The organism is Komagataeibacter sucrofermentans DSM 15973 (assembly GCF_040581405.1).
Lineage (GTDB): Bacteria > Pseudomonadota > Alphaproteobacteria > Acetobacterales > Acetobacteraceae > Komagataeibacter > Komagataeibacter sucrofermentans.
On sequence record NZ_CP137157.1, the window covers coordinates 2,817,666 to 2,836,759 of the forward strand.

Genomic DNA, 19,094 nt, shown 5'->3' on the forward strand with positions numbered 1-19,094 from the left:
GCATAGATGAGCGGCCATAAAAAAACGGCGACCCGCATGATACGGGCCGCCGTCCTTATCCCTCCGGCCCGGCTCAGGCCGGGACGGCGCTGCCTGTTATCAGGCGGCCTTTGTCATGCCACGCAGCACGGTCTGGAGAATGCCGCCATTGCGGAAATACTCCACCTCATCAAGCGTATCGACACGGCACAGCAGGGGCACGTCCTGCTTGGAGCCATCGGCGCGGGTGATGGTCATGGTCATGGTCATGCGGGGCGTGATCTTGTCCAGACCACGGATCTCGAAGGTCTCGTCGCCCTTCAGGCCCAGCGTCTTGCGCGTTGTGCCTTCCTCGAACAGGAGCGGCAGCACGCCCATGCCCACCAGGTTGGAACGGTGGATACGCTCGAAGCTCTCGGCCACGACCGCACGCACGCCCAGCAGCAGGGTGCCCTTGGCCGCCCAGTCGCGCGAGGAGCCCATGCCGTATTCCTTGCCGCCGATCACGACCAGGGGCACGCCCTCTTTCTTGTATTCCATCGCCACATCGTAGATGGAGCCTTCCTTGCCATCGGGGAAATGCTTGGAAACACCCCCTTCGGTGCCGGGCAGCATCTCGTTCTTGATGCGGATGTTGGCAAACGTGCCGCGCACCATCACGCGGTCATTGCCACGACGCGAGCCGTAGGAGTTGAAGTCCTTCTTCGCCACGCCGTGCTCTTCAAGGTACTTGCCCGCGGGCGAGCTTTCCTTGATCGCGCCGGCAGGCGAGATGTGGTCGGTGGTGATGTTGTCACCGAGCAGCGCCAGCAGGCGCGCGCCGATGATGTCGCCACGCGACTTGGGCTCGGGCGTGATGTCCTGGAAGTACGGCGGATCCTGCACGTAGGTGGAGGACGCATCCCACTTGTAGGTCTCGGAACCAGTGGCCACTTTCAGCGCCTGCCATTCCTTCGTGCCCTGGCTTACGTGCTTGTAGCGGTTGATGAACTCCTCACGCGTGATGGCGGACCCCATGAGGGCCGCAATCTCGTGGTTGGTGGGCCAGATGTCCTTGAGGAACACCGGCTTGCCGTCCTTGGAGGTGCCCAGCGGCGTGGTGGTGATGTCCTCGCGCATCGTGCCCAGCAGGGAGTAGGCCACGACCAGGGGCGGGCTGGCCAGGTAGTTGGCGCGCACGTTGGGCGAGATACGCCCCTCGAAGTTACGGTTGCCCGACAGCACCGAAACCGCCACCAGCTTGTTGCCTTCAATCGCATCGACGATGTGATCTTCCAGCGGGCCGGAGTTGCCGATACAGGTCGTGCAGCCATAGCCCACGGTGTTGAAGCCCATCGCGTCCAGCTCGTCCTGCAGGCCAGCGCGGTTGAGGTAATCCGTCACCACCTGCGAGCCCGGCGCGAGCGAGGTCTTGACCCACGGCTTGGGCTTCAGGCCCAGCGCGCGCGCCTTCTTCGCCACAAGCCCTGCCGCGATCAGCACGGCGGGGTTGGAGGTGTTGGTGCACGAGGTGATGGCCGCGATCACCACGTCGCCGTGGCCGATCTCGTAATTGGTGCCAGCCACCTTGGCCTTCTTGTCCTTGTCGGCCGCGGGCACGCCCAGGCTGCCGGTCAGCTCGGTCTCGAATGCCTTGTCCGCACCCTTGAGCACCACGCGGTCCTGCGGGCGCTTGGGGCCTGCGATGGACGGCACGATTGTCTCGAGGTTGAGTTCCAGCGTGTCGGTAAACACGGGGTGGGCGGATTCGGCGTGGCGGAACATGCCCTGCGCCTTGAGGTATTCCGCCGTCAGCTTGATGCGGTGCTCTTCACGGCCGGTCTGGCGCAGGTAATCCAGCGTCAGGTCATCAACGGGGAAGAAGCCGCAGGTCGCGCCATATTCCGGCGCCATGTTGGCGATGGTCGCGCGGTCGGCCACCGGCAGGTGGTCAAGGGCGGGGCCAAAGAACTCGACGAACTTGCCCACCACGCCCTTCTTGCGCAGCATCTGGGTCACGGTCAGCACCAGGTCGGTGGCGGTCGCACCCTCGGGCAGCCTGCCGGTCATCTTGAAGCCGATCACATCGGGGATCAGCATGGCGATGGGCTGGCCGAGCATGGCCGCTTCCGCCTCGATGCCGCCAACGCCCCAGCCCAGCACGCCCATGCCGTTGACCATGGTGGTGTGGCTGTCGGTGCCGAACAGGGTGTCGGGGTAGGCGTAGTCCTTGCCGCCCACATTGGCCGTCCACACCGCCTGGGCGATGTATTCCAGGTTCACCTGATGGCAGATGCCCGTGCCCGGCGGCACGACCGAGAAGTTCTCGAACGCTTCCTGGCCCCAGCGCAGGAAGGCGTAACGCTCGCCATTGCGCTCGAACTCGATGGTCACGTTATCCTGCAGCGCATCGGGCGTGCCCGCCACGTCCACCATGACCGAGTGGTCGATGACGAGGTTGACGGGAACCAGCGGGTTCACCTTCTGCGGATCGCCCTTGAGCTTGAGAATGCCGTCGCGCATGGCGGCAAGGTCAACCACGGCGGGAACGCCGGTGAAGTCCTGCATGAGAATGCGCGCGGGCTTGAAGGGCACTTCCTTCGTGCTGCGCCCTTCCTTCAGCCAGTCGGCAATCGCCTTGGCATCTTCTACGGAGTAGGAATGTCCGTCCTCGAACCGCAGCACATTCTCCAGCAGCACTTTCAGGCTGACCGGCAGGCGGCTGACGGAACCGATGGCCTTTTCCGCTTCCGGGATTGAGAAATAATGGTAGGTCTTGCCGTCCACGTTCAGTGTGCGGCCCGTTTTCAGTGAGTCGTGCCCAACCGTCTTCATTGGCTTTGTTTCCTCCGAGGCATCAGCAACGGATCGTCCCGTGTGATCGTATGTCCTCCGCTGCCTTTTTTCGTGGCGCGGGGTTTGTGACCTTGTCGGGGACAACCTGCTTGATCTCCCAACGGTGGTAGAACATACCCGGACGCGGTTGCGACACAAGCTGGAGCCGGTAACAAGAAACCGGGAGCAGGCATTTTTTTGCCTGAGCCCCACCATCGACCCATTGCCCGGAGGATTTCCGTCATTCCTGCCTTTACTCCCCCCGGCCGCCCCCTGCTGGAAGTGGAAAACATCTCGGTTTTCCGCGGTGAACGGCTGGTTCTGGACCGTGTCGGCTTTAAGCTCGAGGCCGGTGACGCCCTGCTCCTGACCGGCCCGAACGGGGCTGGCAAGTCCACCTTGCTGCGCGTGCTGGCGGGATTGCACAAACCGGAAGGCGGCCATGTGCTGTGGTCTGGCGTGGATGCGCTGGCCGATCGCAGCCAGCATGCGGGGCGGGTGGCCTATCTGGGCCACCAGGATGCGCTCAAGCTGGGGCTGACACTGCGCGAAAACCTGACGCTGGCGGCGCGCGCAAGCGGCGGGAATCCTGACCTGTGCATGGAATCACTCAATATTTCCGGCCTGGCCGACCTGCCCGCGCGCATGCTCTCGGCGGGGCAGAAACGCCGCGCGGCGCTGGCGCGCGTGCTGCTGGCGCAGGCGCCGCTCTGGCTGCTTGATGAGCCAAGCCTGGGGCTGGATATCAACACGATGGGGCTGCTTGGCACCCTGTTTGCCGCCCACCGGCAGGCTGGCGGAATTGTGATTGCAACCACCCATGTTCCCCTGCCCCTGCCCGATGCCCGCACCCACGCTCTGCCGGGCCTGAACGAATCCGACATCCCCCAGCCGCTGGAGGATTTCCCCGAGGACGACCTGCTGTGACACTCCGGATTCCCGCCCTCATCACCGCCATCCTCGAACGCGACCTACGGCTCGCGCTGCGCCACGGGGCCGACACGCTGGGGGCGGTGCTGTTCTTCATTCTGGCAGGCGCGCTGTTCCCGCTCGCCCTTGGCCCCTCGCCCGAGCTGCTGCGGCGCATGGCGCCGGGTATCGTGTGGGTGTGCGCGCTGCTCGCGGCCCTGCTGCCGCTTGACCGGCTGTTCGGCTCGGAGCTGGAAGATGGCTCGCTGGACCAGCTGCTCATGACCGGCCTGCCGCCCTCGCTCATCGCGCTGGCCAAGATGATGGCCCACTGGCTGACCACCGGCCTGCCGCTGCTGCTGGCCGCAGGGCCGCTGGCCATCATGCTCGGCATGCCCACCACCTCCATGGTGGTGCTGCTGACCGGGCTGCTGCTGGGCACGCTCATCCTCTCGCTCATTGGCGGCATGGCCGCCTCGGTCGTGCTGGGCGCGCGGCGCGGCGGCGTGCTGCTGCCGCTGCTGGTGCTGCCGCTGACCACGCCCGCGCTGATCTTTGGCGCAGCCGCCCTCGATGCGGCGCAGACCGGCCTGTCATGGGGGCCGGACCTGGAACTGCTGGGCGCGTTTCTTGCGGCCGCCCTTCCGCTATGCCCGCTCGCCGCGGGTGCCGGGCTGCGGGCCGCGGTGGAATAAGGCGGCTATTTTTTACCCGCAGGCGCTGCTGCGGCTACGGGGCCTGCGGGGTCTACATCAAAGGGCACATTGCCTTCCGCAGGCGTGCCGCCGGGCGCGCGCATGCGCCAGTGCAGCACGTAATGCCCCGGCGCCAGCGCCACGGTGGTGGCCAGGCCCTGCTGTTCATCATCACTGGGGGATGCCACAAGCAGTTGCGGCACGCCGCTCGGCCCAAGCAGGAGCAGGCGTGCGCGGAACGGGTCGATCACGCTGTTATAGGTCAGCTTTATCGCGACATTGCCCGCAGGCACATGCTGCCCTGCCAACGGCGTGGCATGAACCAGCACGGGGGCTGCAAACGCCCGCGCCGCCACGACGCACCCGATAAAGGACAGGCCCAGCAAACGCAGCGTTGAAACACGGGACACGGGCAAGGAACACCTCCGGCATGGATGGAACTGCCCTGTGTATCCCCCCGATACACGCAGGGCGGCAAGACTTTCATCCTGCCGCCCCGGTATTCACACGTGTTCAGGTCGTGCTGAACGCGATCAGATATAGTGTTCCTGAATGGGCTTGAGGCCATTGAACCCGGTCGAGCAGTAGGTCGAAACATACGCCCCGGTGGAGAGCAGTTCGATCCGGTCGCCCGATTCCAGCCCAAGCGGCAGGGCGTAGGGGGTCTTTTCATACATGATGTCAGCCCCGTCGCAGGTCGGGCCTGCAATGGCGACCGGGCCGGTTGCCGTGCCATCATGCGGGGTGCGGATGCCGTAGCGGATGGCCTCGCCCTCGGTCTCGGCCAGACCGCCGAAACGCCCGATGTCGAGATAGACCCAGCGCACGCCATCATCCATGCCGCGACGGCTGACCAGCACCACTTCCGACGACACCACACCCGCATCGCCCACCATGAAGCGGCCCGGCTCGATGATCATTTCCGGCAGGTCGTTGCCGAAATGCTCGGTCATGGCGTGGCTGATGGCCACGGCAAAGCGGTCGATGCCCGGCACGTCGTCACGGTAGCGGATGGGGAACCCGCCGCCGAGATTGACCATGCGCAGGTCAAGCCCTGCGGCCTTGAGGTCGGTAAACAGCATGCCCACGCGGGCAATTGCCGCCTCGTACGCGCCGGTCTCGGTCTGCTGGCTGCCCACGTGGAAGGACAGGCCATAGGGGTCGAGTCCCAGGTCACGCGCACGCAGCATCAGGTCGCGGGCGTTGTCCAGCGTGGTGCCGAACTTGCGCGACAGTGGCCAGTCCGCGCCCTCGTTCTCCACGATCAGGCGGCAGTAAACGCGCGAACCGGGCGCGTGGCGGGCCAGCTTTTCAAGCTCTTCCGCGCAGTCAAAGGCGAACATGTCCACGCCTGCGGCAAATGCGCGGGCGATGTTCGACGCCTTCTTGACCGTGTTGCCGAACGAGACATCGACCGGGCGCGCGCCGGCTTCGAGGCACATGGAAATCTCTTCCCACGAGGCGGCATCGAACGACGAGCCAAGACCCACGAGGCGGGTCAGGATCTCACGGGCGGGATTCGCCTTCACGGCGTAGTAGATCCGGGCCAGCGGCAGCGCCTCGCGCAGGGCGCGGTAGCGTTCTTCCACCCGGTCGACATCAACGATAAGGCATGGCGTGGCAGGAGCCTGCTCAGCCAGATAACGAGCGATTTTGGGAGTCATCGCACCCAAATCCCTTCTGTACTGCCGCCCGGATGAACACAATTCTGGAATTGCACAAACGGACAGATGTTGCGAAACGGTCTAACGGACCAGCGACCAATAAGGACCCCCACCATGTGGCGGCCCGATTGCCAGAACGCTTGACGTCGTTGCGTAACCTCAGAGGGCCAGTGGCACGTGCGTTGTTGCGTAGGGAGCGCATATGCGCACAATACGCGCCTGACGCAATAGAAAAATCCGCACGGTCCGCAATTTTTCCTTTAGGATCACACGATCGTGGCACAATACACACAGGCCGCTCCTCTCCGCGCCCGACGTGCCACCGCACAATAGGACAAGAAGCCCGCCTTGATTGGTTCCTCCTCTACTGAAATCGATATGACGGACATGCCCCCGCCCGCACGTCACCTGCCGCAATTTTCCATGCAGCAGGTCAGGAAAGTGCTGCGGCAGGTCGCCCGCAACATCGTATCCGACCAGATTACGCTGGCTGCGGCAGGGTGTGCGTTCTACGCCACGCTGTCGCTGTTTCCGGCCATGAGCACGCTCATCTCGCTCTATGGCCTCCTGTTCGATCCGCAGACGGTGGAGCCCCAGCTTGTGGTGCTGCGCAACGTGCTGCCACCTTCAGCCTATGACATGATCGGCGCGCGCATCCACCTGCTGGTGGCCGAATCGCACTCATCACTCACGCTGAACCTGATCATATCGACCACCATCGCCACATGGTCGGCCTCGGCGGCCACGCGCTCGCTCATCCTGGCGATGAACGTGGCCTACAACACGCCCGAGACCCGCAGCTTCCTGCGCTTTCAGGCCATGGGCATGGCGCTGACCTTCTGCTCGATCTGTGGCGGCATCCTCACGCTGGCGCTGATGGTGGCGCTGCCGTTCCTGCTTGACTACCTGCCGCAGAAGCTCGAACTCGCCCCCCCGCCCGGCTCGGTCGAGCTGCTGGTGCGCATGGGCGGCCCCATGCTCATGCTCCTGTTCGTGCTGTCGCTATGTTCGGCGCTGTACCGCTTCGGCCCCAACCGGCCCCATACCTACTGGTGGTGCATCCTGCCCGGCTCGATCGGGGCCACGCTGCTATGGCTGCTCTCCTCGGCGGGGTTCTCGTATTATGTCAGCCATATTGCGGGCTACAGCGCCACCTATGGCCCGCTGGGCGCGTTCATTGCCATCATGATGTGGTTTTATGTCTCGGCCTATGTGGTGCTGCTCGGCGCGGAACTGAATGCGGGACTCGAGATCGAGATGAAGCTGCGCTGTTCGCCCGACACGACCATGGAAGGCTGGACCAAGCACCAGCGTCTGTGAAGGCGTGCTGACTGCCGCGCGCATGATGCTTCTTTAAAAAAGAAGCGCCCCTAGCGTGTGGCGCTGGCCACTTCCTCATCCGCCTCGCGCGCGGGTTCTATTTCCACCTTCGAGATACCCCGGCCCATGATGCCGAGCTGGCGCGCGGCCTCGGGCGACAGGTCGATGATGCGGTGCCCGTGATACGGCCCCCTGTCATTGACCCGGACCACGACCGAGCGCCCGGTGCTGACGGCATGCACCCTGACCCGCGTGCCCAGGGGCAACTGGGTGTGGGCAGCGGTTAGCGCATCAGGGTCAAACCGCTCGCCCGAGGCCGTGGCATGCCCGCTCTGCCTGCCCGTGCCATACCAGCTGGCCAGGCCGTGCTGGTTCCAGTTCGCGGGCACATGCGCCATGGCGGGCGGGCGCCGCACGCGGGTGCCTGCCCCATGCCGGGTGGTGCCCACCCCGTGCCGTGCCGCCGCCTGCGCCGCGCTGAGCAGGCCCGATGTCGCCAGCATCAGGCATGCCACCGCCACGGAGGCCCCGAAGCGCGCCGTATTGCCGCCCCGTGCGCCGCGCGCGCGCTGGTGATCGGTTTTTCCTGTCATGACGCCACCATAACATAATTGGACCCGCAGGACATAATTCAGCCTGCAGGCCGGGCGCGGGCGGCCCCGCAGGGGGGCATGACGCATGATCGGACTTGGAACCGGGCGGCGGGCGTGCTAGGCGCGTGCATCATGGAGCGCCCTCTCATTGCCGTGTTGAACGGCCCAAACCTGAACATGCTCGGACTGCGGCAACCCGAAGTCTATGGCCATGCCACGCTTGATGACGTGGAACAGGTCTGTGTCCAGGCAGCCGAACGGCTCGATGTAGCCATCGACTTCCGCCAGACCAATGGCGAGGGGGAACTCGTTTCATGGATACAGGAATGCCGGGGCCGCGCACGCGGCATCATCATCAACCCGGCGGCCTATTCCCACACCTCGGTTGCCATACTCGACGCGCTGCTGGCCGTTGATCTGCCGGTCATCGAGGTGCACATCTCCAACATTCACCGCCGTGAAGCCTTTCGTCATCACTCCTACGTCTCCCAGGCCGCCATTGGCGTTATATGCGGGCTGGGCGTACGGGGGTATGCCCTGGCGCTTCAGGCCATGACAGACATGATTCTGGACGAGGACGATCAATGAGCCGACTGCTCGTGGATGCGGATGCCATACGGGCATTGGCTGAAATTCTCACCGATACCGGCCTGACCGAAATCGAGATCGCGGAAAAGGACAACCGCATCCGCGTGGTGCGCGCGGCCGCCCCCGTGGCGCATGCCGTGCCTGCCCCGGCCCCCGTGGCCGCGGCGCCGGTTGCGCCCACGCCCGTGGCGCCCCCTGCCGCCAACCCGGCCGACCTGTCCAAGCACCCCGGCGCGGTGACCAGCCCGATGGTGGGCGTGGCCTACCTCGCACCTGATCCGTCCTCGCCCGCTTTCGTCTCCGAAGGCCAGCAGGTGACCGCGGGCCAGACGCTGCTGCTGATCGAGGCGATGAAGACCTTCAACCAGATCAAGGCCCCGCGCGCAGGCACGGTCAGCCGGATTCTGGTGCAGTCTGGCGACCCGGTCGAGTTCGGCGAAGCGCTGGTCATCATAGAGTAATGTTTTCCAAGATCCTCATTGCCAATCGTGGCGAGATCGCCCTGCGCATCCTGCGGGCCTGCCGCGAACTGGGCATCCGGACCGTTGCCGTGCACTCCACGGCCGATACGGATGCCATGTATGTCCGCCTTGCGGATGAAGCCGTGTGCATCGGGCCACCCGCCAGCCGCGACTCGTACCTCAATGTAGCGGCCATCCTTTCGGCAGCCACCATCACCGGGGCGGACGCCATTCACCCCGGCTACGGCTTCCTGTCGGAAAACGCCGATTTTGCCGAGACGGTAGAAGCCCACGGCCTGACCTTCATCGGGCCGACGGCGGAGCATATCCGCATGATGGGCGACAAGATCACCGCCAAGACCACCATGATGGCGCTCGGCGTGCCGCTGGTGCCCGGATCGGATGGCGCGCTGGAAAGCCTGGAGCAGGCGCGTGAGGTCGCGGCGAAAGTCGGCTACCCCGTGCTGATCAAGGCTGCCGCCGGCGGCGGCGGGCGCGGCATGAAGGTCGCCCCCACCGAGGCGGACCTTGAAGAGGCATGGAGCGTGGCCCGCACCGAAGCCCGCGCCGCCTTTGGCAATGACGAGGTCTATCTCGAGAAATACCTCGACAAGCCGCGCCATATCGAACTGCAGATCATGGCCGACACGCATGGCAACGTGGTGCATTATGGCGAGCGTGACTGCTCGCTGCAGCGCCGCCACCAGAAGCTGCTTGAAGAGGCGGGCTCCCCTGCCCTGACAGCAGAGCAGCGTGACGAGATCGGCGCGATTGCCACCGCCGCCCTGACCAGGCTCGGCTACCGCAACGCTGGCACGCTGGAGTTCCTGTATCAGGACGGGCAGTTCTGCTTCATCGAGATGAATACCCGCCTGCAGGTGGAACATCCGGTGACGGAGATGGTGTGCGACGTGGACCTCGTGCGCGAGCAGATCCGCATCGCGGCGGGCGAGCCGATCGGCTACAGCCAGTCGGACATCAAGTTCTCCGGCCATGCGATCGAATGCCGCATCAATGCCGAGGACCCGCAGACCTTCATGCCCACGCCGGGCACGATCACGGTCTACCACCCGCCCGGCGGCCTGGGCGTGCGAATCGATAGCGCGCTGTATGCGGGCTACCGCGTGCCGCCTTACTACGACAGCATGATCGCCAAGCTGATCGTGCGCGCGCCGACCCGCCTTGAGGCCATCGAGCGCATGCGCCGCGCGCTGGATGAATTCGTGATTGAAGGGGTCAAGACGGTCATCCCGCTGCACCGCAAGATCCTGGAAGACCCCCAGTTCCGCAAGGGTGACTACACCATCCACTGGCTGGAAAACTTCGTGGCCCGCCAGCAGCAGGGCTGAATAGCCAATCACGCCCCAAAACAGAAAAGCGACCCCTGCCATTGCGCCGGGGTCGCTTTTTTTATGGCTAAAATCATAAGAACGTTTTTGGCAAAGCTTTTAGATAACGTCCCTCATACGGATCAGCGCAGAAAGAACACCGCGCTTCACGCCATGACCGGATCCAGATACGGGCTGGAGGCATCAAAGAATTTCTGGTTGTGATCCAGCTCAAACGAGATCACGTACAGGCACCCCAGCGCGCTGTCTATTTCCAGCCGCACGCCCAGATTATCGGTCTGCCCCGCAAGCTGCTGCAGGTGTACGATGGCGAATTTGGCCGAGCGCGCCGTGCGCCCGTAATGGCCGCCATACCGCCCGCTGAACTGCGCCATGCGGCCCATCATCTCGCCAACCACGCGCTGCGCCTCGGGCGGCAGCATGTGTCGCTCAAGGATGGCGCGCAGGCGGATGACGTTCAGCCCGATGGTCATGGCCGACAGGATACCCTGCAGGTAGGCATCGATAATGGTGTCAGGCGTGTTTTCCGCATTGGTCAGCAGGCGCACGAAGCGGTCCACGTTATGCTCGACCACATACAGCGTGGTGGGCAGCGTGCGCGCCCGCGCCACATAGCGCAGCCCGCGCAGGATGCCGGTGCGCATCTGCCAGCGCATGTCGTTCGTATCGAACGGCAGCACCAGCCGGAAGGCCCACATCGCATACCACAGCCCGACAATCAGCGGCATGGCGGTGTTGAAAAACGCCACCTCGTCCAGCCGCGTCTGGTTGCCCGGCCCGAGCAGGATGGGCAGGAACAGGTTGTACGACACTGCACCAAGAATCAGCGCCGGATAGGCAAAGGCCAGCCCGCCCGCCAGCATGGGCAGGAACAGGCACAGCGCCAGGATCTCATACGTGGTGGGCGAGGCCAGGCGCCACAGCACCAGAACACCCGCCACAACCGAGGCGATAATGGCCCCGCCAAGGAAGGCCCGGGTGGCAAGGGCAGGTTTTTCCAGCGTGGAGAACAGGCTGCACACGATGGAGACGAACATGATGAAGGTCAGCCCGGCCGACCATGCGGTCGTGATCCAGATCACCCCCGCCCCGAAGATGGTGACCGAAGCCCGCAGGCTGTTGGTAAAGGCCTGCTGCCAGTCACGGAAGGTCTTGAGCCGGTAGTGAAAATGGTCATGCGCCAGCGGGTTGCGGCTGGCGTCGAACTGGATCAGCGCCTGCTCCAGCTCATCAAGGATCTGGCCCAGCGCGTAATTGAGCATGCGCTGCTGCGAGAGCATCTGCACCAGCTGGGGGTCAACCGGCAGGGCGCCGGGGGTGCCCATTTCCTGATTGAGTGAATCGGCCACGCTCTGCCGGCAGGCCGCCTGCAGTTCCGCAAGCCGGGCCAGCACGGGGTGAATGTCGTCACTGGCCTCAAGCTCGCCCGCCATGTCCTTGAGGAAGGCCTGCACCTTGCTCGATGTCGCGCTGAAGGCGGCATCGGGCCTGCCCACCGGCCCCTGCATGAGGGCGGCAAGATCCAGCCCGCGCGAGAGCAGCATCGCAACCCGCGCCAGCGCCGCGCGGGCATGGTCGCCCTCATGGCCGCGATGGGACCCCATCTCGACCTCGGCAAACTCGATCTGGTCGCTCAGCGTGGTGATGTTGGAGAACACGCCCCGCGCCTGCTTGAGCACCTGCGTATCACCCGACAGCAGGGAGGCCAGCGTCTGGGCCGCGCCATTGATGGCGGTCATGAAATTGTCGGCCAGCCGGTCTTCCGCGCGCTTGGCCAGCTTGAACTGGAACAGCGAGGAAACCGTGCTTTCCAGCACGATGCCCAGCACGATATAGGTCGCGCGCGACATGGCGGTCATGAAGATGTGCTGCGGGTCGGCAATGCCATCAAGCGAGATGATGGCGTAGGTAAACCCGCTCGCCCGCATGCCGTGAATGCGGTAGTTGGTCATGGTGGCGGGGCCGGGCAGCAACGTGCCGATAAAGCAGAACGTGCCAATGCCGATGGCCAGCAGCAGGATGAACATGAGCGGCGCCTGCGGAAACGCCGCCACCAGCAGCACGGCGCAGATCGTGCCCACCACCATGCCGAACAGATGCCACCGCGCCTTGGCCACGCTCTTGCCGCGCGAGCCCTGCGCCACCATCCAGACCGTCAGCGCCGCCCATTGCGGGCTGCCAAGCTCCCACCACAGCGCGATGCCCAGCGCGATGAGCGAGGTAATGGTGGTGCGCAGCGCATAACCAAAGGTGAAGATGCCCGGCGCGTACAGCCACCGCAGATGGTCCTGGCGCGGGGTCATGCCCGGCGGCCACAGCCGCCGGAAAAATGCCCGTATCTGATCCTGAAAACGGATCAGGGAAAGCTCAAGACCTTTCATCCCGGCGCGTGGCTCCCCCTATCCAGATACGATGCCTGCATAGCGTACACCATAGCGGGCGTACGAACAGGCTGACAGCCGAATGGCCGCATGGAAGAAAGCGTATACCGCATGCCACCAGCGCCCGGACTGCGGGTTATTCGTCGTAAGAGACGAGCGTCTTGACCGGCAGATCCAGCCGGTCGCGGCCACCAAGGCCGGTCAGTTCGATCAGGGTGGCGGCCCCCACCACATTCGCGCCCACCTTGTGCAGCAGGGCAACCGAGGCGACCAGCGTGCCGCCGGTTGCCAGCAGGTCATCCATCACCACCACGCGCTGGCCGGGCAGGATCGCATCCGCCTGGATGTGCAGCGAATCGGAGCCATATTCCAGGTCATAGTTGTAGGATACCGTCTCGCCCGGCAGCTTGCCCGGCTTGCGCAGCATGACCAGCCCGCAGCCCAGGCGGCTGGCAAGCGGCGCTGCCGTCAGGAACCCGCGCGATTCGATGGCGGCCAGCACATCAGGCGCCCACGGTGCGACGGCGGCGGCAAGGCGGCCCATGGCGATCTGCCAGGCATCGGCATTCCGCATCAGCGTCGAGATATCGTAGAACAGGATGCCCGGCTTGGGAAAATCCGGGATATGGCGAATATACTGTTTCAGGTCGATCTGGGCGGTCGTCATGATCGGTGCACGGTCCCCGTTGCATGGTCATACAAATCCGGGACATATGCGCCCCGTTCACGAAACTGTCGCCCACTGGACGGCCCCCCGCTGTAGCCGCCACGCGCCAGCCCGACAACCCCATCCGCACCCCTTTGCCCATGCTTTGGCACCCATCACGCGCCAGGGCGGGGGGAAGAAGATTTTATTCCTCAGCCGCTCCGGCAGGGATGGACGTAGGCACGCGGGCGGGGCGCAGCAGCACCATCACCATCATGATCGCAGCCCCCATCAGCATCACGCCCGCCATGGGCAGCGGCGAGTTGGCGGGCAGCATGCCCACGAAGGCACCGGCCACGGCACCGAGCACATATTGCAGCGTGCCGACAAAAGCCGAGGCGCTGCCCGCAAAACGCGGGTGGTCGGCCAGCGCGCCCACCGTGGCATTGGGGCCGATGATGCCGGTCGTGCCCAGCGAGACCATCATGGCCAGGATCAGGCAGCCCAGCATCCACAGCGGCGGGTGGCCGCCATGCTGCATGGCAAAGGCGATGACCACGGCCATGGCCGTCATGGCCATGGTGCCTGCCACCGCAACACCCACCGACACGCCAAGGATGCGGGCGGCGTCAATGCGCCCCACCAGCGCGCCGTTGAGCTGCGACGCCCCGATCATGCACACCGCGAACACGCCAAACATCATGCCGAAATGCGCCGGCGTGAGCCCGAACTGGTGAATGAACACCGAAGGGGCCGCCGACAGGTAGGTAAACGACATGAAGCACGCGAAACCCGCGATCATGGCATGGGTAATGAACCCCCGGTCACGCGCCAGCATGACATAGCGGCTGAACAGCGTTACGGGCGAGAACTCGCTGCGGTTGGCTGGCTGCAGGGTCTCGGGCAGGACGCGCCAGATCAGCCCGATGCAGATCACGCCATACACCGCCGCCGCCCAGAAGATCGACCGCCACGACGCGATCGACAGCACCAGCCCGCCCAGCGTGGGGGCCAGGATGGGCACGACCCCCATCACCAGCACCAGCCGCGACATCAGCCGCGCGGATTCATTGCCGTGCGACATGTCGCGCACGCAGGCACTCGGAATGATCAGGCTGGCCGAAGCCCCGAGCGAAGCCACGAAGCGGAAGAACGAAAAGGTGGGAATGTCGCGCGCCATGGCGCAGCCAACCGAGGCCAGCGTATAGACCAGCGTGCCCAGCAGCATGGGCCTGCGGCGGCCGAATCGGTCCGATAGCGGGCCCATGGTGATCTGGCCGATGGCCAGCCCCACGAACCACACCGCAAGCGTCATCTGCGCCGAGCCCGGACGGCCGTGCAGCGTGGTTTCAAGCTCGGGGAAGGCAGGCAGGTAAATATCGGTCGAGACCGGGCCGACCGCGGTGAGGAAGCCCAGCAGGATCGCGATCCAGCCCATGGGGCGGCCGGTCGTTTCGGGCACAGGGGTTTCTGCCGGACGGCCCGCCGTTGCGGATGTGCCCATGAGGCGCTCCAATATTAAAAGACTGTGGGGACTAGTAGACCAGCGCGGTCCATTTTTTCACCCTCTAATTACAACATCGCTGCAATTCACTCCTGCCATGGCGGCAAGCCGCGCATGCGGCGCATGAGCCACAGCCCCACCAGCGCGGAAAGGCCAAACAGCCCGATGGCGACCCCGATGCGCACGCCACCACCAAGCCGCATGCCCGTGCCCACCAGCACGAACACCACGGTCTGTGGCAGGCTGCCCAGCAGGGTTGCCAGCACAAACGCCATGACCCTGACCCCCAGCATGCCCGCCGCCAGGTTGAGCAGCAGCGCCGAGCCCACCGGCATGAGCCGCAGCGCCAGCACCGAGGCGAAGGGGGCCGCGCGTACGCAACCTTCCACCCGCGCCAGGGTTGCACCAAGCCGCGCGGGCATGCGCACGCGCCCTGCCCACCGGCCCCAGCCATAACCCCACAGGCACCCGGTAACCGTGGCCAGCGTGGCAAGCACGCATCCGGCCCCGATTCCGTAAGCAGCACCTGCTGCAAAGCACACCGCCTGCCGGGGCAGGCCCAGGCCACAGAAAGCGCTGGCCGCCAGCACGAACATGATCGCGCCACCAGCCCCCGCATGCAGGCCATGGCGCGCTGTCAGCATGTCGCACAGGCCCGGCAGGCGGCCAAGCACCACCGTGAGCGCAACAAAGGCCGCCAGCAGAAGCAGGGGCCGGACCAGCACGCGCAGGCTGCCCTGTGCCACGGGCGCGGGCGGTACTGCGTGCGGTGCTGTCATGCGTGCATCCCAGTTGTGGAAGAATATATGTTCCTTCGCGCCTAGCATCGCCTTGCGGCTGACTGCAAGGGCAGTCTAAATCCGGTTATGTCCGCATATCCTTCCACTGGCTCCCTGATGGGCCGCACGCCCCCTTCCGCGCAGGATCTGCGCAACAGGCAGCGTATCTCCACATGGCTGTTCGCCATCTGCTTCATGCTCGTGGGCATGATCGCCCTTGGCGGCTACACGCGCCTGACAGGCTCGGGCCTGTCCATCATGGACTGGCGGCCGATCACCGGCATGATCCCGCCGCTGAGCCATGCGGAGTGGGAGCGGCAGTTCGAGCTGTACAAGACCATCCCGCAATACAAGATCCTGCATGATGGTTTCGGGCTTGCGGGCTTCCAGCAGATCTTCTGGGCGGAATGGACGCACCGCTTCTGGGGGCGGCTGATGGGCTTCGTGCTGCTGGTGCCGCTGGTATGGTTTTCCATCACCGGGGCGCTGAGCCGGGGGCTGGCGCTGCGGCTGGTGCTGTTTTTCGTGCTGGGTGGGCTGCAGGGCGCCATCGGGTGGTTCATGGTAGCATCGGGCTTCAACCCGGACAGCACGGCCGTCGCCCCCGTGCGGCTGGTGCTGCATCTGTGCTGCGCCTTCGCGCTCTACATCGCCATTTTATGGACGGCACTGTCAGTGCGCACGCCACGCCCCGCCTTCATTCCCGCAACGCCGGAAGTCAGGCGCATGCACGCGCTGGTCTGGGCCATCTGCGTGCTGGTGGGCATGACCGTGATCGCGGGCGGTTTTACGGCGGGCACGCATGCGGGCTTTGCCTACAATACCTTTCCGCTCATGGATGGCCACCTGATCCCGCAGGGTTACGCAAAGCTGCACCCCTTCTGGCTGAACTGGTTCCAGAACATTCCCGCCATCCAGTTCGACCACCGGCTGCTGGCCACCACCACGGCGGTGCTGATTGGTGTAACGATCGTGCTCGGGCTGCGCACGCCACAACTGGGCAAGGACGTGCATGCGGCTCTGACCATGCTGGGCTGGCTGGTGCTGCTGCAATACGCGCTGGGCGTGACCACGCTGCTGCTGGTCGTGCCGGTATGGGCGGGCACGGTGCACCAGACCTGTGCTGCCATCGTGCTGACGGCGGCCATCATCACGCTGCACCGGCTGCGTGGGGTTGGCCGCCCGTAAACCCGCTGGAATACGCGGCCAATCATAAGAACGCCGCTTTTTTCAAAAAGGCGGCACCCAAAAACGTTTACTATTTTTTAAGTAACCAGCTCTTTTTTAAAATAATTCTTGCATCCCGCCCGGTGCGATAACGGTTTCATGCCCATGGGCAGCCGACCTGGCGCCGGGGCGGCGTAAACCATCGGTCATATGCTACGGAATGTTACGGCCCTGCACCCTACGCTTGCACATTGGGCCAAACCGGGCAGAAATGCCGTTCATGAACAAAAGGGCACAGACCCGTTCGCCGCCTGCACCGCACGGTTGCCCGTGCAGGCATCCGGCCTAGCTGTCCCTGCGTTATAGAAGCGGGCGTAAGGGGACCGGCCGGGCGGCCTGCCGCGCCGCGTCTTTTCCCGATCTATGATTTTCTGCGATAAACCCCATCACGACATGCAGGAATGGAACATGCACAAGCTGAAACAGGCACTGACAGGCGTGACGCTGGCACTGATCGCATGCGGCTCACTGAGCCTGCCCGCCCATGCTGGCCCCCACGGCGGCGGCTGGCGCGGCGGCGGCGGTGGCGGCTGGCATGGCGGCGGGGGTTGGTATGGTGGCGGCGACTGGGGCGGCTGGCATGGTGGATGGGGATGGGGCGGCTGGGGTGTGGGCTACTATCCCGGCTATATCGGCTGGGGCTGGGGTTACCCCATGGGTGGATGGGGATGGGGATGGGGATGGGGATGGGGCGGCGGCTGGGGATGGGGCTGGCCCGGCTATTATGCTGCGGGGGCCGCGATGGGGGCTGCCGCGGCAAGTGCCAGCTATCAGGCCGCACCCGAGGTCTATAACGCCACGGGCAACAACGCGCCGGAAGACGACTCCGTCTATGACAAGGATCTGTCCACCCTGCTGGCACCCGCGCCAGCCCAGCAGCAGCCCGGCCCGCAGGGCAATGGCCAGCCTGCGCCGCAGCGCCCTCCCGCCTCGTGCCCTAAAGGACAGGTCTATAACGATTTGATCGAAAGCTGCGACCGGCCCTGACCGTAGGGCATCATCAACGTTTTCGGGTGCCGCCTTTTTCCCTAAGGCGGCACTTCATGAAGCTTTTTTTGGTCTACGGGCAGCGATAACCTCAGCCAGTAGCGGCTGCCGGTTTACGTGGCAGCCAGCCTGCCAGTTCTTCACGCACCAGGGTTTCGAGCAGGTCAATGGCATCGGGCGAGTTGTTCAGGCACGGGATCAGGGCCAGTTCCTTGCCGCCGGCCTTGATGAAGTCTTCCCCCGCCTCATTGCCGATTTCATCGAGCGTTTCGATACAGTCGGAAATGAAGCCCGGCGTAATCACCGCAATGCGCTCGATGCCCTGCGCGGGCAGCGACTCGATAAACGGCGCGGTATAGGGCTCCAACCACTTGGCCGGGCCAAAGCGGGACTGGAAGGTGAGCGGCATCATCTGCGCGTCATACCCCATGACCTGACGCAGCGCGACGATGGTGCGCGCGCATTCATCGGCATAGCTGTCGCCCTTTTCCACATACACCTTGGGCAGGCCATGGAAGGAGGCGACAATCATCTGCGGCTTGAAATCAAGCGTTTCGAGCCGGGCCATGATCGAGCGCCCAAGGGCCGCGATATAGGCCGGATGGTCGGCAAAGGCCGGCAGGGTGCGGATGGCAGGCTGGTTGCGCAGCCGCATGAGAGCACGGAACGCCTGGTCATTGGCCGTGGCCGTGGTGGTGGCGCTGTATTGCGGGTAAAGCGGGGCAAGCAGGATGCGGTCGCACCCCTGCGCCACCAGTTCATGCAGCGCCTGCTTTATGGAAGGCTGGCCATAACGCATGCCCCACGCCACCGGCACGTTGTCACCGGCCAGCCGCGTTGCCAGCATTTCCGCCTGATCGCGCGTGTAGGTGCGCAACGGGCTTTCATTACGGTCATGGTGCCAGATGCGGTGATACGCCTCGCCCGACTTGCGCGGGCGGAAGGTCAGCACCGGGCCATACAAGATCGGCTTCCAGATCAGGGGGCTTGCTTCGATAATGCGCCGATCTGACAGGAATTCAGCCAGATAACGGCGCACCGCGCCATAGCCGGTGCCATCGGGGGTGCCAAGATTGCTCAGCAATACCCCGATGCGCGGCGGCGCATCTTCATGCCCCGCCGCGCGGTTTACAGTAATGAATGTCATACTTCGGCTGCTACAGGAAGCCAGAGTGGGATGCAAAAGAACAGCGGGTCA

Annotated in this window: 17 protein-coding genes; 8 read left to right on the forward strand and 9 right to left on the reverse strand. The window is 64.6% G+C overall.

Annotated elements, in window-relative coordinates:
- Window positions 1-99: 99 nt before the first annotated feature.
- The gene (acnA, locus tag R5N89_RS13305) at window positions 100-2,793 is read right to left on the reverse strand and encodes an aconitate hydratase AcnA (RefSeq protein WP_110569640.1); all 2,694 of its coding nucleotides are present in this window, start codon (window positions 2,791-2,793) and stop codon (window positions 100-102) included.
- A gap of 282 nt (window positions 2,794-3,075) precedes the next feature.
- Here acnA and ccmA point away from each other — a divergent pair, with 282 nt between their 5' ends.
- Entirely contained in the window at window positions 3,076-3,720 is a 645-nt protein-coding gene (gene ccmA, locus R5N89_RS13310; protein WP_208624705.1) for a heme ABC exporter ATP-binding protein CcmA, read from the forward strand.
- On the forward strand, window positions 3,717-4,397 hold the full coding sequence (gene ccmB / locus R5N89_RS13315) for a heme exporter protein CcmB (protein ID WP_110569641.1): 681 nt from the start codon (window positions 3,717-3,719) through the stop codon (window positions 4,395-4,397). Before ccmA ends, ccmB begins: the two co-directional genes overlap by 4 nt.
- A gap of 5 nt (window positions 4,398-4,402) precedes the next feature.
- Here the strand turns inward: ccmB and R5N89_RS13320 are convergent, their stop codons facing one another.
- Window positions 4,403-4,807: a copper resistance protein CopC gene (locus R5N89_RS13320; protein ID WP_244192223.1), complete on the reverse strand. Its 405-nt coding sequence runs from the start codon at window positions 4,805-4,807 to the stop codon at window positions 4,403-4,405.
- 123 nt (window positions 4,808-4,930) lie between these two features.
- Entirely contained in the window at window positions 4,931-6,061 is a 1,131-nt protein-coding gene (locus R5N89_RS13325) for a type III PLP-dependent enzyme (protein WP_110569643.1), read from the reverse strand.
- Window positions 6,062-6,448: 387 nt separating this feature from the next.
- Here R5N89_RS13325 and R5N89_RS13330 point away from each other — a divergent pair, with 387 nt between their 5' ends.
- On the forward strand, window positions 6,449-7,381 hold the full coding sequence (locus R5N89_RS13330) for a YihY/virulence factor BrkB family protein (RefSeq protein ID WP_373320424.1): 933 nt from the start codon (window positions 6,449-6,451) through the stop codon (window positions 7,379-7,381).
- A gap of 50 nt (window positions 7,382-7,431) precedes the next feature.
- Here R5N89_RS13330 and R5N89_RS13335 read toward each other — a convergent pair whose 3' ends face one another.
- Window positions 7,432-7,974 (reverse strand): septal ring lytic transglycosylase RlpA family protein, encoded by a 543-nt coding sequence (locus R5N89_RS13335; protein ID WP_110569672.1) that lies wholly within the window; start codon window positions 7,972-7,974, stop codon window positions 7,432-7,434.
- Window positions 7,975-8,106: 132 nt separating this feature from the next.
- On the opposite strand from R5N89_RS13335, the gene aroQ reads away from it, so the two are divergent.
- The 3 genes from aroQ to accC are packed head-to-tail and all read left to right on the forward strand — an operon-like array spanning window position 8,107 to window position 10,372.
- Window positions 8,107-8,562, forward strand: coding sequence for a type II 3-dehydroquinate dehydratase (aroQ, locus tag R5N89_RS13340; RefSeq protein ID WP_061274471.1), 456 nt, complete (start codon window positions 8,107-8,109; stop codon window positions 8,560-8,562).
- Complete coding sequence (locus R5N89_RS13345; protein ID WP_110569645.1) at window positions 8,559-9,023, forward strand: acetyl-CoA carboxylase biotin carboxyl carrier protein subunit; 465 nt, start codon at window positions 8,559-8,561, stop codon at window positions 9,021-9,023. Before aroQ ends, R5N89_RS13345 begins: the two co-directional genes overlap by 4 nt.
- Entirely contained in the window at window positions 9,023-10,372 is a 1,350-nt protein-coding gene (accC, locus tag R5N89_RS13350; RefSeq protein WP_110569646.1) for an acetyl-CoA carboxylase biotin carboxylase subunit, read from the forward strand. Before R5N89_RS13345 ends, accC begins: the two co-directional genes overlap by 1 nt.
- A gap of 146 nt (window positions 10,373-10,518) precedes the next feature.
- On the opposite strand, the gene R5N89_RS13355 is transcribed toward accC, so the two are convergent.
- The 4 genes from R5N89_RS13355 to R5N89_RS13370 all read right to left on the reverse strand — a co-directional run bounded on the left by R5N89_RS13355 (window position 10,519) and on the right by R5N89_RS13370 (window position 15,682).
- Window positions 10,519-12,753, reverse strand: a complete 2,235-nt coding sequence (locus R5N89_RS13355) for an FUSC family protein (protein WP_110569647.1) — start codon at window positions 12,751-12,753, stop codon at window positions 10,519-10,521.
- Window positions 12,754-12,889: 136 nt separating this feature from the next.
- Entirely contained in the window at window positions 12,890-13,420 is a 531-nt protein-coding gene (locus R5N89_RS13360; RefSeq protein ID WP_110569648.1) for an adenine phosphoribosyltransferase, read from the reverse strand.
- A 184-nt stretch (window positions 13,421-13,604) separates the two neighbouring features.
- Window positions 13,605-14,903 (reverse strand): multidrug effflux MFS transporter, encoded by a 1,299-nt coding sequence (locus R5N89_RS13365; RefSeq protein ID WP_110569649.1) that lies wholly within the window; start codon window positions 14,901-14,903, stop codon window positions 13,605-13,607.
- 86 nt (window positions 14,904-14,989) lie between these two features.
- Complete coding sequence (locus R5N89_RS13370; RefSeq protein WP_110569673.1) at window positions 14,990-15,682, reverse strand: TVP38/TMEM64 family protein; 693 nt, start codon at window positions 15,680-15,682, stop codon at window positions 14,990-14,992.
- Between the two features lie 117 nt (window positions 15,683-15,799).
- On the opposite strand from R5N89_RS13370, the gene R5N89_RS13375 reads away from it, so the two are divergent.
- Entirely contained in the window at window positions 15,800-16,870 is a 1,071-nt protein-coding gene (locus R5N89_RS13375; RefSeq protein WP_110569650.1) for a COX15/CtaA family protein, read from the forward strand.
- 447 nt (window positions 16,871-17,317) lie between these two features.
- A complete protein-coding gene (locus tag R5N89_RS13380) occupies window positions 17,318-17,896 on the forward strand; it encodes a hypothetical protein (RefSeq protein ID WP_244192224.1) in 579 nt (192 codons plus the stop codon).
- A gap of 91 nt (window positions 17,897-17,987) precedes the next feature.
- Here R5N89_RS13380 and hemH read toward each other — a convergent pair whose 3' ends face one another.
- Window positions 17,988-19,043 (reverse strand): ferrochelatase, encoded by a 1,056-nt coding sequence (hemH, locus tag R5N89_RS13385; protein WP_110569652.1) that lies wholly within the window; start codon window positions 19,041-19,043, stop codon window positions 17,988-17,990.
- Window positions 19,044-19,094 lie beyond the last annotated feature (51 nt).